At 28.7% G+C, this 15268-nt stretch carries 11 protein-coding genes; 2 read left to right on the top strand and 9 right to left on the bottom strand.

The window, feature by feature from the left end; genetic code table 11:
- Position 1: 1 nt before the first annotated feature.
- From COL3_RS20265 to COL3_RS20285, 5 genes are all read right to left on the bottom strand, one after another.
- A complete protein-coding gene (locus tag COL3_RS20265) occupies positions 2-166 on the bottom strand; it encodes a DUF3787 domain-containing protein (RefSeq protein WP_008421064.1) in 165 nt (54 codons plus the stop codon).
- Between the two features lie 74 nt (positions 167-240).
- Positions 241-2511 carry a carbamoyltransferase HypF gene (gene hypF / locus COL3_RS20270; RefSeq protein ID WP_008421067.1) on the bottom strand — a complete coding sequence of 757 codons (2271 nt, stop codon included), beginning with the start codon at positions 2509-2511 and terminating at the stop codon, positions 241-243.
- A 101-nt stretch (positions 2512-2612) separates the two neighbouring features.
- Positions 2613-3620 carry a hydrogenase expression/formation protein HypE gene (gene hypE / locus COL3_RS20275; protein WP_008421068.1) on the bottom strand — a complete coding sequence of 336 codons (1008 nt, stop codon included), beginning with the start codon at positions 3618-3620 and terminating at the stop codon, positions 2613-2615.
- Between the two features lie 37 nt (positions 3621-3657).
- Positions 3658-4737 (bottom strand): hydrogenase formation protein HypD, encoded by a 1080-nt coding sequence (hypD, locus tag COL3_RS20280; RefSeq protein WP_008421070.1) that lies wholly within the window; start codon positions 4735-4737, stop codon positions 3658-3660.
- Positions 4724-4948 (bottom strand): HypC/HybG/HupF family hydrogenase formation chaperone, encoded by a 225-nt coding sequence (locus tag COL3_RS20285; protein WP_008421072.1) that lies wholly within the window; start codon positions 4946-4948, stop codon positions 4724-4726. The genes hypD and COL3_RS20285 overlap by 14 nt, the downstream gene beginning before the upstream one ends.
- Positions 4949-5121: 173 nt before the next feature.
- Between COL3_RS20285 and COL3_RS20290 the strand changes: the two genes are divergently transcribed.
- Complete coding sequence (locus tag COL3_RS20290) at positions 5122-6087, top strand: glycosyltransferase family 2 protein (RefSeq protein WP_008421075.1); 966 nt, start codon at positions 5122-5124, stop codon at positions 6085-6087.
- A 72-nt stretch (positions 6088-6159) separates the two neighbouring features.
- Here COL3_RS20290 and COL3_RS20295 read toward each other — a convergent pair whose 3' ends face one another.
- Positions 6160-6861, bottom strand: a complete 702-nt coding sequence (locus COL3_RS20295; RefSeq protein ID WP_008421077.1) for a GGDEF domain-containing protein — start codon at positions 6859-6861, stop codon at positions 6160-6162.
- Between the two features lie 508 nt (positions 6862-7369).
- On the opposite strand from COL3_RS20295, the gene COL3_RS20300 reads away from it, so the two are divergent.
- Positions 7370-9112 carry an FtsH/Yme1/Tma family ATP-dependent metallopeptidase gene (locus tag COL3_RS20300; RefSeq protein WP_008421079.1) on the top strand — a complete coding sequence of 581 codons (1743 nt, stop codon included), beginning with the start codon at positions 7370-7372 and terminating at the stop codon, positions 9110-9112.
- Positions 9113-9204: 92 nt separating this feature from the next.
- Here COL3_RS20300 and COL3_RS20305 read toward each other — a convergent pair whose 3' ends face one another.
- The 3 genes from COL3_RS20305 to COL3_RS20315 all read right to left on the bottom strand — a co-directional run bounded on the left by COL3_RS20305 (position 9205) and on the right by COL3_RS20315 (position 15219).
- Positions 9205-9681 (bottom strand): hypothetical protein, encoded by a 477-nt coding sequence (locus COL3_RS20305; protein ID WP_008421081.1) that lies wholly within the window; start codon positions 9679-9681, stop codon positions 9205-9207.
- Positions 9682-9905: 224 nt separating this feature from the next.
- Complete coding sequence (locus COL3_RS20310; protein WP_008421082.1) at positions 9906-12374, bottom strand: EAL domain-containing protein; 2469 nt, start codon at positions 12372-12374, stop codon at positions 9906-9908.
- A gap of 277 nt (positions 12375-12651) precedes the next feature.
- Positions 12652-15219 carry a LuxR C-terminal-related transcriptional regulator gene (locus COL3_RS20315; RefSeq protein WP_008421083.1) on the bottom strand — a complete coding sequence of 856 codons (2568 nt, stop codon included), beginning with the start codon at positions 15217-15219 and terminating at the stop codon, positions 12652-12654.
- Positions 15220-15268 lie beyond the last annotated feature (49 nt).

The raw sequence follows: 15268 nt of genomic DNA on the forward strand, positions 1-15268 counted from the left end.
CTTATTTTTGATTTGTATCCACGTATTCTTTAGCATTTCTAACTTGTATTTCGCTTGGAATATTTACGTTTGATATAGGTTGTGAATCCTCCATATTTGCCCAAGCAGCAGCATCATGTTTTTCAATTGGCATTCCAAGAAATTTTTCTTTAAATCTATTTGTCATATGTAAACCTCCTTTAATATTTTAATAAACTTGGATTAATAATAGTATTACCATGAATATAAAAAATATAGGTTTTATTTATCCTTTAAAATCTCATTTGCTATTACAATTTGGCCTAAAGCCAAACCACCATCATTAGCAGGTATTAGCTTATTTGTATAAACAATAAATTTTTCCTTTTCTAATTCATTAATCAAATTTTTGAGCAAGTATGAATTTTGAAATACTCCACCGCTTAATGCTACCTCACTAATGCCTATATCTTTTCTAATTAGTTTGCATAAATCTTTTGAAAACTTGACTATTGTATTATGAAACTTATCTGAGATAATACAATCCTGCTCACCGAGAAACTTATCATTTATAATACCTGCAATAATTTTCTCTAATTTCACAACATAGCCATCACCCTTAACTATATTGTAATCATAAAAATCCAAACTCTTTAGTGAGGCAATTACTTCAAGTTCCAATGCCGCTTGTCCTTCATATGTAATAATATTTCTAATTCCAACTAAGCTTGATACAGCATCAAAAAAACGTCCCATGCTTGAAGTTTCCGGACTATTAATATCTGCTTCAATCATAGATATAATATTAAATGCTCTATTTCCATATAACTTAGCCAATATTTCTCTCATTTGTACATCTGAGTAAATTTGCGCTTTAAACAATTTATATATAAATGACACAGCCATTCTCCAAGGTTCCTTAATAGCGTTTTCAGCACCAGGCATTTTTGTATAGTCTAAATGCCCTACTCTTATAAACTCTTTATTATCACAAAGTAAAAATTCTCCTCCCCAAACCTTTCCATCGGTACCATAACCAGTTCCATCATAAGCAATTCCAATAACTTTTCTATTTACATGATTTTCCGCTAAACAGCTTACAATATGGGCATGATGATGCTGAACTTCAATTTTAGGTAATGACAAACTATAAGCATACTCACTTGAAGCATAACCTGGATGCATATCACAAGCTATATACTTTGGAGCAAACTGAAATATATTCTGAAAATGCTTTATATTATTTTTATAATATTCAATACTCTCAATATTCTCCAAATCCCCATTGTATTGGCTTAAAAATAAAAAATTTTCTTTCCCAATGCAAAAAGTGTTCTTCATATTTGAACCGCAAGCTAAAATTTCTTTTGTACTCTCCATTTTTATAGGTTCCGGCACATATCCTCGTGCTCTTCTTACCATGTGCACTTCATTATTTACTACTCTTACTACTGAATCATCTATTGGTATATCGATGTCTCTATTATGTAGCAAAAAATAATCCGCAATATCTTTTAAATTTTCAGTTACATTTTCATTTTTATACTCTAAAGGTAATCCATTAATATTTGCGCTGGTCATAATTAAAACTTCTATACTATCTTTAAATAATAAATAATGTAAAGGTGTATATGGTAACATAACTCCTAAAGTTTTTTGATTACACGCTATATATTGGGATAGGCCATAATCTTCTGCCTGATTTAGTATTACAATAGGTTTTCTTATTCCTATGAGCACTTTTTCTTCTTCCATATTTACATGACAATATTTTTTTACCTTTTCAATATTTTTTATCATAACTGCAAATGGTTTATGAGGCCTCTTTTTTCTAATCCTAAGTAATTTTACTGCTTCTTCATTTTTAGCATCACATACTAAATGAAATCCCCCAAGTCCTTTAATTGCGAAAATTCTGCCTTCTTTGAGCTTTTGTCTTACAAATCCTAACTCATCACTTGTTTTTATTCTTACCCTATTACAATCTTCTATCCACAAGCTAGGTCCGCACTTTTTGCATGCATTCGGCTGAGCATGAAATCTTCTATTTCCAGAATCAGTATATTCATTATGACAGTCTTTGCACATAATAAATTTCTTCATGGTTGTGTACGCTCTATCATAGGGAATAGATTTTATTATTGAGAACCTGGGGCCACAGTTTGTGCAATTAGTGAATGAATATTTATATCTTCTATTGGACGGATTTGTAATATCTTTAATACATTCTTCGCACATAGCTATATCAGGAGAAATTAAGGTGATTTTTTCTTTCCTCCTTTCACTTTCTCTAATTTCAAAGCATTTATAATTTACAATTTCCTTTTCGTGTACAATTATATTGTCTATTCTGGCTAAAACAGGTTTTTTATTTTTTAAATTAAAAATAAAATTATTTAAATTATCTTCTTTTCCTTCAACATCAATATATACACCTTCTGAATTATTATTGATCCAACCTTTTAAGTTAAAGAAAAGTGCCGTATTATAAACAAAAGGTCGAAAACCCACCCCTTGTACAATTCCCTCAATCTTCAAACATAATCTTTTCATATAAACCACCTTCCATAATGAAAAGTTATAAATGTAATTTATTATGACTTAAAATATGCCTTTCACAAAAAGATAGAAAACTCTTTTTGCAGAGTTTTATTTTAACATATTCTAGGCAGCTGTTGCCCAGATGGCATATCTACAATTCTTTTTCCACCTACAATAGTTTTTAAATAAACCCTTTGTGGAACTTTTTCTATAACCCTGCCAATAATTGCTGCATTAGCTCCAAGTGAATGCTCTTTCATAGTTCCTAATACTTTACTTGCATAAACTGCTGGCACAAAACAGCATAATTTTCCTTCATTTGCAATATACAATGGATCTAATCCTAAAAGTTCGCAACATCCTTTTACTTCTTTACTTATTGGAATTGAATTTTCATCTAATTCAATGGATACATTACTTATTTCAGCAATTTCATTTAACACAGCTGCAACTCCGCCTCTTGTTGCATCTCTCAGTACATGAATCTGAGAACATACTCCTAGCATTGAATCCACAAGAGAATTTAAAGATGCGCAATCGCTTCTTAATTCCCCCTGTATATTTATTCCACCTCTTTGGCTCATAATTGTCATGCCATGATCTCCTAAAGTTCCGTTAACAATAATTACATCTCCAACCTTAGCATTATTTGCATTAATGCTTATATTTTCATAGATTTCACCTATTCCAGAAGTATTAATAAATATTCCATCAACTCCTCCTTTTTGAACTACTTTAGTATCACCTGCTACTATTTGAACTTTTGCATCCTTTGCAGCGTATGACATAGACTTTACTATAATCTCTAATTTTTTCATTGGAAATCCTTCTTCTATAATAAATGCACTAGTTAAATATAAAGGCTTTGCGCCACTCATGGCTAAGTCATTTACCGTACCACAAACTGCAAGCTTTCCAATATCTCCTCCATTAAAAAATATTGGATTAACTACAAAGGAATCTGTAGTAAATGCAATTTTCTTATTATTCAAACTAAGTTGTGCAGAATCATTCATTTCACTTATGATTTCATTATTAAAGTACTTTAAAAATAAATCTATAATTAGATTGTTAGTTTGCTTTCCTCCACTACCATGGTCTAATGATATAATTTCTTCCATTCTATACCTCCAGAAACCAATTTACAGTACTATATTACTAATTATACTTATAATAAGCAGCGCAAGTACCTTCTGTTGATACCATGCATGACCCTACAGGATTTTCAGGTGTGCAGTTTGTTTTAAATAGTGGACATTCAAAAGGAGTAATTTTTCCTTTTAGTATGTCACCGCATCTGCAGCCAAAACTGCAATCGTAATCCTTGTAATCCACATTAAAATACTTTAAAGCATCAAATTCTTCATATTCTTTTTTAAATTTATATCCACTATTAGGAATTACCCCTATTCCTCTCCATGTGCTTTCAATAACTTTAAACACTTTATTTATATACAGTAAGGCTTTAGAATTACCGCTGTCTCTTACAATTCTTTTATATTCATTTATTATGTTATAGTCCTTTGTATTAATCATATTAATAAGTGTATTTAATCCCTTAAGTATATCTAAAGGTTCAAAACCAGTTATAACACCCGAGATATTATGCTCGCTACTTAAAAATTCATATGGTTTTTTACCAATAACAGCACTAACATGGCCAGGAAGTAAAAATCCGTCAATATTAATTTCTTCATCTTCAACAAGAACTTTCATTACTGGTGGAACAATTTTATGTGCCGTAAAAAAAAACAAATTCTTAATTTCTTTTTGTCTCGCTTCCATGACAGTTAAAGCAGTTATTGGAGTAGTTGTCTCAAATCCAACTGAAAGAAAAACTATTTTTTTTAATGGTGTGTCTTGTGCTATTGTCAATACATCCATTGGTGAATATACAATTCTAATATCTGCCCCCTCAGCTTTCCTCCTTAATAAAGAACTTTTCCTGCCTGGAACTTTTATCATATCTCCAAAAGTTGCGATTATGACATCTTTGTTTGACGTTAACTCTAAAGCAGTATCAATATAACTTTGTGGAGTTACACACACTGGACAACCTGGTCCTGAAATTATTCTTATATTATCAGGTAATATATCTCTTATGCCATATCTAAAAATAGCCATGGTATGAGTACCACATACCTCCATAATATTTATTTTCTCATTGGTAATATTCTGCATTAATTTTCCGAGGCTTCTAGCATAGTCTCCATTTCTAAATTCATCAATAAATTTCATTGTTTAATAACTCCTTTATTAGTTCCAGAGTTTTTGAAGCCTCTTCTTCATCAATTGTTTCTATCGCGCAACCAGCGTGAACTAGAACATATTGTCCAACTTTTACATCTGGAATAAGGTTCATAAAAACTTCTTTTTTCATAGTACCTATTTCAATAACTCCTTTAAATCCATTTAAACTCAGAACTTTACCTGGAACTGCTAAGCACATAATAAATCCCCCCAAAACTCTATTCCTTTTCAATAAGAAAAATTAAAATAAGCAGCTTCATTAATGTATATACAAAAAACATATTAAAAAGAATTAAGATTCATTAAGCTTTTGTTCAGATAGGTCAAATATAATAACATTAAATTCATTTAGAATCTATTGGAGGTGATTTTATGAACGATACTTTGTATCTTGTTATTCCTTGTTATAATGAAGAAGAGGTTTTACAAATAACAGCTAAAAGATTATTAATAAAAATTAATACTATGATAGATAACGAACTTATTTCTAAGGACAGTAAAATACTTTTTGTTAATGATGGCTCAAAAGATAAGACTTGGACCATTATAGAAGAGCTTCATAATCAAAACAGCATATTTTGTGGCATTAATCTTTCAAGAAATAGAGGACACCAAAATGCATTGCTTGCTGGGCTTATGACTGCAAAAGAGGTTGCAGATGTAACAATATCTCTAGATGCAGATTTACAAGATGATGTTGAAGTTATTGATAGATTCGTTGAACAATATTATGATGGATGCGATATTGTTTATGGTGTAAGATCCAGCAGACAAACTGATACTTTTTTTAAAAGAACAACAGCTTTAACTTTCTATAAATTAATGACTACTCTAGGAGTTGATATGGTTTATAATCATGCTGATTATCGTCTTATGAGTAAACGCGCTTTAGAAGGCTTAAGTGAATTTAAAGAAGTAAATTTATTTTTAAGAGGCATGGTACCTTTAGTTGGATACAAATCTTCTATAATAGAATATGAAAGGCACGAAAGAGCTGCAGGTGAATCTAAATATCCATTAAAAAAGATGATTGCTTTTGCTTTAGACGGAATTACTTCCCTTAGTATAAAGCCAATAAGGATAATTACAGGAATAGGATTTCTCATATTCTTCTTTAGTTTTATAGCCTTAACTTACACTTTTATAGTGAAGTTTTTCGGAAAGACAGTAACTGGTTGGACTTCCCTAACTCTTTCTATTTGGCTTATTGGTGGAATTCAACTTTTATCTCTTGGAGTAATAGGAGAATATATTGGTAAAATATATAATGAAACTAAACAAAGACCAAGATTCATCATTTCTGAAAAATTAATCACAACCGGGAAAGATAATAACTAGGAGGCATTTTATGAATCATATTGTTGTAAAGTTTAAAAAGATAGTTGAAATGTTTTTTATTTCAACTATCCTTTACAATGCCTTGCCTAAAGAATCATCCCAAGTTATAACCAAATTTCTTTTTTCTTTTGCTTTATATAATGCCTTATCTGCTTTTAATATAGCCGTGTTACCGCTTTCTTTATTATTACATGTAACAACTCCTATACTAGTAGTAATTCTAATTACAATATCATCAGAATCAATATAAATTTTAGCTCTTTCCGTGGCTATTCTAATTTTTTCAGCAAATTTAACTGCTTCTTTTTCCTCTGTATCTGAAAGAATAATCACAAATTCTTCGCCACCCCATCTAATAACTGTATCATTTACTCCAATACATCGATTTAAAATACTTACAAATTCCTTTAAAACTTTATCCCCAACGTTATGACCATAAGTATCATTAATATTTTTAAAATTATCTAAATCAAGAAGTAATATGGAAGTTGGTGAAAATTTATTTACGTCCATAGGAAACTTCAAATAAAAAAGTGCTCTATTTCCTACACCTGTTAGATGATCATGTAACACTCTTCTATAAAAGTTTTCAACTAGCTTTCCACATCGAAATCCAAATAACATGTCTATTGCGCCAACGCTGGACCATACTAAAAAATTATAACGTCCCTGCAAGATAAGGGTTATTAAATACCCCAAAATATGTAATACCAACACAGATGTTATTATAATATAAGAAGCAAATCTTAGAAAAAATTGATCAACTAATGACAATACTTTCACCCCTACACATTAACCTACATATAACTATTAAATAAGTTCCTTATAATAAATATATAAAAATGTAAATTAAAACAATTATATCTATTTTATTAAGTTATTATATCACAAAAATACTACTTTACATATTAATAATATAGACTTTTTGTTATTTAAACTAATTTGATGATTATAGTTCTATTAATATTTAAAATACATGTATTGATTCAATTTATCTAGAGATACTTAGGGGGAAAATCTTTCTCATCTCCTATATTTAATTAAACCTTGTTCATAAATAGTTATTTATAACTTCTGAATATATTCATAAATCGAGAATTTTTTATTATTCCTCCAGAAATTACATTGGTAAAAACCTCGTAAAAGATTAGACTTCTTAATTTAAATCTGTATAATCATTATTAGACATCTTCAAAAAATAACAAGTCAATATATTAGTATATTTGACTTTTTATTTTATTTAACAAATTCGAGTTATCTTTTGAGAAATTGGAGGTACTTAATGAATAAGATTAAAAAATATTATATTATATTTCCTATAATTACTGCGATACTGTCACTTATTGTAATGATAGTAACATCTTTAAATACAAATGTAATTAGCAAAAGTTATTCTAACTTTAATGATGATTTAAACGCTAACAGTATTTCTACTGTTATAGTTGATACTTCACCTAAAATGACTATAATTTTAAACAACGGTAGTAAATATTCTACAGACAATCCACATACAGATACTTTAAGAGAAAAATTATTACTAAAAGGAATAGAGGTTAAGGACGAAACCACTCCCCCTCTAACAAAATCTATTCCTTCAGGAGTTTTAGGTATATCACTTTTTACAATAATGGCTATGCTTATTTATAAAGCAAAAGGTGGTACTTCTTCAGTAACATCTATGGACATGCAAGACTTTAGCAAAAATAAAAAAGCTGCTTTAAACTTTGATGCTGTGGCAGGCAACGAAGAAGCCAAAGAAAGCTTAATGGATATTGTCGATTTTCTAAAAAATCCTGAAAAATATCAAAAATATGGTGCAAGAATGCCTAAAGGGGTTATTCTTTATGGGGACCCTGGTACAGGTAAAACACTGCTTGCAAAAGCAGTAGCCGGTGAAGCTGGCGTTCCGTTTTATGCTCTTAGCGGTTCAGACTTCGTACAAGTTTATGTTGGAGTTGGTGCGGCCAGAGTAAGAAACTTATTTAAAAAAGCGAAATCTCATGGAAAAGCCGTAATATTCATAGATGAGATAGATGCTATAGGTAAGGCAAGAGGTAATGGTAAGAACGGATCTAGTAACGATGAAAAAGATCAAACTTTAAATGCTCTTTTAACTGAAATGTCAGGTTTCGGTCAAGAAGAAGGTATAGTAGTAATTGCCGCTACTAACAGATTAGACATGCTTGATAAAGCTCTTTTAAGACCAGGTAGATTTGACAGGCATATAGAAGTATCTTTACCAGATGTAAATGCTAGAGAAAAGATTTTATCTTTGCATTTAAAAAATAAACCACATGAAAATATTGATATAAAAGATGTTGCTAAAAAGACTGTATACTTCTCTGGGGCGAAATTGGAAAGTTTGATAAATGAAAGCGCTATTTTAGCTGCTAAGGATAATAGTGATTTTATTACACCATCTCATATTGAAGAAGCTTACTCAATAACTTTAGCTGGACATGAGAAGAAAGAAAGAAGTTATCTTAAGGATGAAGACAAGCTTCTTACTTCATATCATGAAGCAGGACATGGTCTAGTAGGAATGCTGCTTCTTCCGCAGGACAAGGTGTCTAAAATAACCATTATTCCAACAACTAAGGGTGCTGGCGGATATACATTGACTATCCCAGAAGATACTAGTTACCATAGAATTGATTATCTAAGAAACAAAATCAAAGTTTCCCTTGGTGGTCGAGCAGCAGAAGAAATTATATTTGGAAAAGATAAAATTTCTACTGGAGCACATGGTGACATATCTCAAACTACAGATATTGCATTAAAGATGGTTACCGAATATGGTATGGGCGAAACTCTAGGGCTTATAAAGCTTTCAAGTGTTGGCTCTCTATATAGCAGCTATGGAAATCCTGTTATCGAAGAATGTAAAAATCTTGTTAATGAACTATATGAAGAAACTCTACAACTCTTAAGAGAGAATAGAGCTTACCTTGATAAAATAGCTATAGAACTATTAGAAAAAGAAACTCTATATGAAGATGAACTCAAGAAATTAGCTGTTATTTAGAATATTACTAATAAAATTAGGTACATGTGTCTATAAAAATTTCACACATGTATCTAATTTTTTTATTTAATTGCACCTAATATTCTACAATATTAGTATTGCATGCTCCCTTGGCTTTGTTGCCATTGTTGGCCTGATTGAGATTGTTGTCCTTGTTGCCATGATTGAGACTGTTGACCCATTTGACTTAATTGGCTTTGCACTTGGTCAATAAGCTGATGGGTTTGAGAAAGTTCTTGAGTCGCTTGCATTTGTTGATTAGCATCGTTTAATGCCTTTATAGCTTGTTGAATAGATGATTGTAATTGTTGTTCTAATTGTTGTTGTTGTTGTTGTGCACGACTTCTAAGTCCTTGTATTTCTTGTACAAATTGACCTGATATTTGATTATTGTTTTGTGAGTTACCTTGAGATTGCATATTACCTCCACTGCTTTGTAAACTTTTATTTAAAGTTGATTTAATGTCGTTTATTACCTCTACTAGAGAATCTTGTTTATCTCTAACAGCACTTAACTCCCTAGCAAATTCTGTATCAACCTTTTTCATGTAATTACTTTTTTGATCCATAATTATCTCCTCCTTATATTAACTAATAATTAATCACAAAAATATATTACCCTCACTAATCCACGTCTATACCTTATTAATTAAGGTAAATAATCCAATGTTTTAAAACCTCAAGTTCTGCAAATATCAATATGCATAATGCCAATTATTTATTATAAATAAAAAAAACGGAATTATTTTTTAGTAACTTACCAAAAAATAATTCCTACAATTCCTTTTAGAGTCTATTTTATATGCTCCTTAGGTTCAGAGAAATAATATCCTTGCGAATAATCTATATTCATATCTTTAATTTTATTATAAATTTCCTCTTCAGATACAAATTCAGCAATAGTCTCTATTCCTAATTCTTTTGCAAAAGTAACTATGGTTTTTGTAACTATCTCTGCTGATTTATCTTTATGTACATTTCTAATTATCGAACCATCAATTTTTATATAATCTACATTTAACTTCATAAGATAGCTGAAATTTGAATACCCAGTTCCAAAATCATCAATAGCAATTTTAGAGCCATATTTTTTTATTTCTTTTATAAATTCTGTAACTTCATTAAAGTTTTCGATACCTTCTGATTCAACAATTTCAAATACAACTTTCTTAGGATTTGCAGCACTTTCCAATTTTTGAATTATTAACGATCTAATTTCACGATTTACTATATCTTGAAGAAGAAGATTTATAGATATTTCATAATCTGTTTTATTTAAGGCTTCAAAAACCTTCTTTAACATTATTATTGTTAGCTCTTTATACAATCCAGCCCTTTTTGCAATGTCCAAGAAAAAGTACGGTGGTATAATTTCTCCATTCTCATCAATCATTCTTATTAAAGCTTCACATTTCTCAATTGTTCCTAATCGGTTATTAACTATAGGTTGAAAGAAGGGCACAATTCTGTTTTCTGCTATAGCATCTCTTATCTTTTTAGTCCATATTATATTTTCTTTGATCCCCTCATATATTTTTAAGTTTTCCTTATATATTTGGAACAATTCTCCATTCTTCTTAGCATATTTCAATGCCATTTCAGCCTTTTCAAATAGTGGTTCTTGCTCAAATGTCACTCCCACTGTTACAGTTATATAAATTTTGCCTTCTTCATAGTAAAAACACTCATTATTTATTATATTTTGCAGTAAACTTATTCTATATACAAATTCTTCTTTAGGTATATCATTATCTACTATAGCAAATATATCTGAATTTATTCTATATGGCTGGAGTTTGTTTTGTCTACAATAGAAATAAATCATTTTAGAAACATCAATCAGAACTTTATCACCTATAGCATTTCCATAAAAATCATTTATATCATTAAATGAATTGATATCGATAATTGCAAGCTTATTATAAAATCCTTCATATAAATCTTTAATTAACTTGTTTCTATTCCCCAAATTAGTTAATTTATCTATATAATATTGTTTTTCTAATTCTTCTGTTTTTTCTTTAATTTTTTCCTCAAGCTTTAAATTTAATTGATTTATTTCCTCTCCAGTATTTTTTATAAGATTATATAGTGCTGAATCTTCCTCAGTATAATAGGAATATTTAGAATTAAATTCTTCATTGATTTTAATTCTTGCATTAACATCTTCCGAAAGCATTAATATTGTCATTGTCTCCGTATAAAATATATTTGCATTATTGACATATTTGAATTCACCGAAAGTATAAAATCCACTTACTGATACATACTCATTAACAGGTATTATTTCTTTAGCTTTCATTTTTTTAAATATATTTTTTCTTGAATCACAAGAATATATAAATAAGCTCTCTCCCGGATATTTCATAATCTTATAATACATTTCTTTTGTACCTTGTAGAATTTCCCTCAAATCACAAAATCCGATTCTTATTTTCTCTTTACAGTTTAACCTTGAAGACATAAGTATTTCATGATCATTTACAAATTTTGATATACGTGTACTAAAATATCTTTTATTTCGTCTTACCAATAAAGGAAATTTATCTCCCAAGCGTAAAATTTGTTCGTTATTGCTTGTACCTAAGTATTTGCTATAGAATTCTTTTGCTGTTATATCGCCTATTTTTTTAATAACGCTGCCTTCAACCTCTGTAACTTCATATTCCTTACCTACTGGTATACAATTAAAGCTGCTTCCATTGCTTGCATATAAATTCTTTCCCGATAAAGCAACTGCAACCACTGTATCTTTTTTTACACCATTTTCTGTAAAAATATATGTTTCATCTTCAGAATCGTTCTTGCCAGCAATTCCTCCTGCTACTAAAACACTGTTATTTATGAAATTTATTCCATCTAAAAATTCCTCTCCATCAATGCTTATATCGCCAAAAGAAATAACAGCTTTAGTATCTGGATAAATCAACTTACGAGCCACTTCTTTGCCTTTTTGAAAGTCTGATAATTTTTTTTCAATTATAATGGTTTTAATTATAGCTTTCTCAAAAACACTTATAGAAACTATGCATTCCTTCTCTAAAATATCGCCATTTAAAATTTCACCTGAAGATGTAGCACCTATTATTTTACATTGTGGTATTAATATCTTAAAGTTCTCTATTATTTCTTCTATGAATGCTTTCTTTCCTATACCTGAAAATACTTGTACCAAAATACTATTATATTTTATTATGTCAGTATTATTTAAATACTGTTTTAACGTCTCAAAGTCCCTATATTTAATATTATAGGTTTTCATAGTTCACCTCAATAATCTCGATTTAAATTTTCATACATTTATAATCAATTATACCATTTATTGAAGCAATAATCATTATTTTTCTACATATTTAAGCATAATTTTCACCAAAAATAACTTTACAAGGTAAATTTCAAAAAAAACACACAAATGTAAACGTAATTTTAAATTATCTTTTATCCTTTTTTATACAGTTGCATGATTTTCTTTATCTTTTAGTTAATATTTTCATTATAAAATTAACTTCTAATCTAAATGATATCTTACGTAACCTGCTTTAATCTAAAAGTACCTTCCTTCCTTCATTAACCGCCTCCACCCTATTCTTAGCTCCAAGCTTAGAATAGATATTTAAAATATGAGTTTTTACTGTTGAAATAGATATAAAAAGCTTCTCACCAATTTCCTTATTACTTAATCCATCTATTAAAGCCTTAAGAACTTCTAATTCTCTGGAACTTAATACTTCTTTTTCATCCTTAACACCTATTAATTCACACAATCTTTTTATAAACTCTCTATTATCCCTGTCATTGAGTAATTGTGCTTCAAACTTTTTTATTATTTCTTTAAGATATTTTCTATTTATATAATAAGGAAATAATAATTCTTCATCTTTAGAATAAAAAACTACTTCCTTTAAAATATTTACACATTCTCTTGTATTATTAGCATTAACCTTATTTAATAATATCACTTTCCACAATAAAGAATATACTAAGGAATATCCTACTCCATTCTTTCTACATACAAATGCTACTTTATTAAAAGTTTGCAAGCTCTCTTCATATTGTCCCAAATGAAAAAGAATAATTCCGTAAGTTAGCCCGATATTATCTGAATAAGTTGAATTCTTGTACCTCTTTTCATAAATATGAATAAATTCATCATACTCTTCCTTTTTTACCCTATTTTCATTGGATAGTAATCTAATTTTTAATGCAAGTATTTGATTATAAGCATAGCTTTCTTTATCTTCAATCTGTATATTATTTAACAATCGTTCACATTCATCGATATCACCCTGAATATATTTTACTTCGGCTAAATTATAATCAATGCCTACTTTTAAGCTGCTAAATGCAGCTTTCCCATCAAAATCCTTAAGCATACCTTGAGCTTCTATTAATAGTTCTTCTGCTTCCTTGTGCATAAGTTTCTTAATATAAACCCCAGGCAATCCAACAGTCCTAAAAATAGTAAAGCAAGATTTATAATTTTTATTATTCATTCTTTCAATTAACTTTTTATAACCATCTAAGCTTTCATTTAGCTTACCCATACACTCTAATATAGATACTTTATTATATTCATATAATAAATCTACATAACTGTTATTCAGCTCAATATTAGATTCTTTGATTAACTCCATCATTTCCAGTGCCTTTGAAGCTTCTCCTACAAATCCCAATGTCCATGATGCTAAGATGTAATATATTGTTTTAGTAAATATATTTAAATTGTTATCAATTACCTTTGGCAGCTCAAAATAACAATCATCTACGCACGAATTATTTAATATTAAAGCAAATAATTTTATTGCGCTTTTTAATACATTATTGCTCGCATTATCTCCAATTGAATTAACTATTAGATTGCATCTTTCATAATCTAAACTTAGGTAATTATAAAATATAGAAATAAAAATTAAATCTATACTTTTACTATAGTACTCCAATGGAAATTCATTTAAAATTTTTGTACTTACAATATTATGCGCATTCTTTTCTATTATCTTTAGAGCATCATCATATTTACTGTAATTTATTAAAATACTGATTGCTTCATCATAATTACTGTCACTTATTAAAAAAGCATTCAATTTCTCAATAATTTGATTTTTAATAACATCATCATATTTATCAAAGAGTTTCATTAAATATTGTTTTAAAATATTATGATATCTAAAGATCTTTTTTTCTTCATCAATTGTAATAATCAGCATATTTTTAGCAATTAGATTTCCAATTATTTCAAAGCCATCTTTATTGCTTATTTCCTTGTAAATGCTTGGATTCACATAACTTAAAGGTGAAGTTTTAACTAAAAAGTCTATCTCATCTTTACTTAAACTATTTATAACTTCATTATGCATATAATCTATAAATAGTTTATTATCTTTAGGAATATTTTTTATATTTTTGTTATTACCTATAGTCGTTAACAAAAGTTTTATTGCACCTATCCATCCTTCAGTTATTAAATATATATCATTTATTACCTGTCCATCGATTTCCACATTAGAAATATTTTTGATAAATTCCTCTGTTTCTTTTAATGTAAGATTAAAATCATTAGAATTTATATCTACTATACCACCCTTCATAAGGATATTTCCTAAATAAATCTTAATGTCATATCTAGAAATTAAAATAAAATGCACGTTATCTGATGAATTAGATATAAAGTAATCAATAGTTTCCATAAGAAATTTATCTTCTAAATAATGAAAATCATCTAACACTATGAATAATTCTTTTTCACTTATAAGTTCATTAATTAAAGATAATATTAATTCAAAAATATCTTCTCTCTTTACCAATGGATTTATCATATCAATATAAAAATTTAAATCTTCAATATTATTTTTTAATCCATGCAAAATATAAGTCCAAAAATAAGATAAATCATCACTGTTTTCATCCAATGAAAACCACATATAATTTTCTTTTTCAGCAATAAAACTTGAAATAAGAGTACTTTTTCCAACAGCTGCTCCGCCTTTTACCAATGTCAACTTATTCTTTAAAATGCTATTAAGTTTACTTTCTATACTCTGATTTCTACGAAGAACATAGCTCTTATTTTTAGGCCTTATTAATCTTGTATAAAGAATATTTTTCACTATATCACCCTTATAACTTATTTCTATGTGTATATTTTACCATAGAATC

Source organism: Clostridium sp. LS, assembly GCF_002760435.1.
Lineage (GTDB): Bacteria > Bacillota > Clostridia > Clostridiales > Clostridiaceae > Clostridium.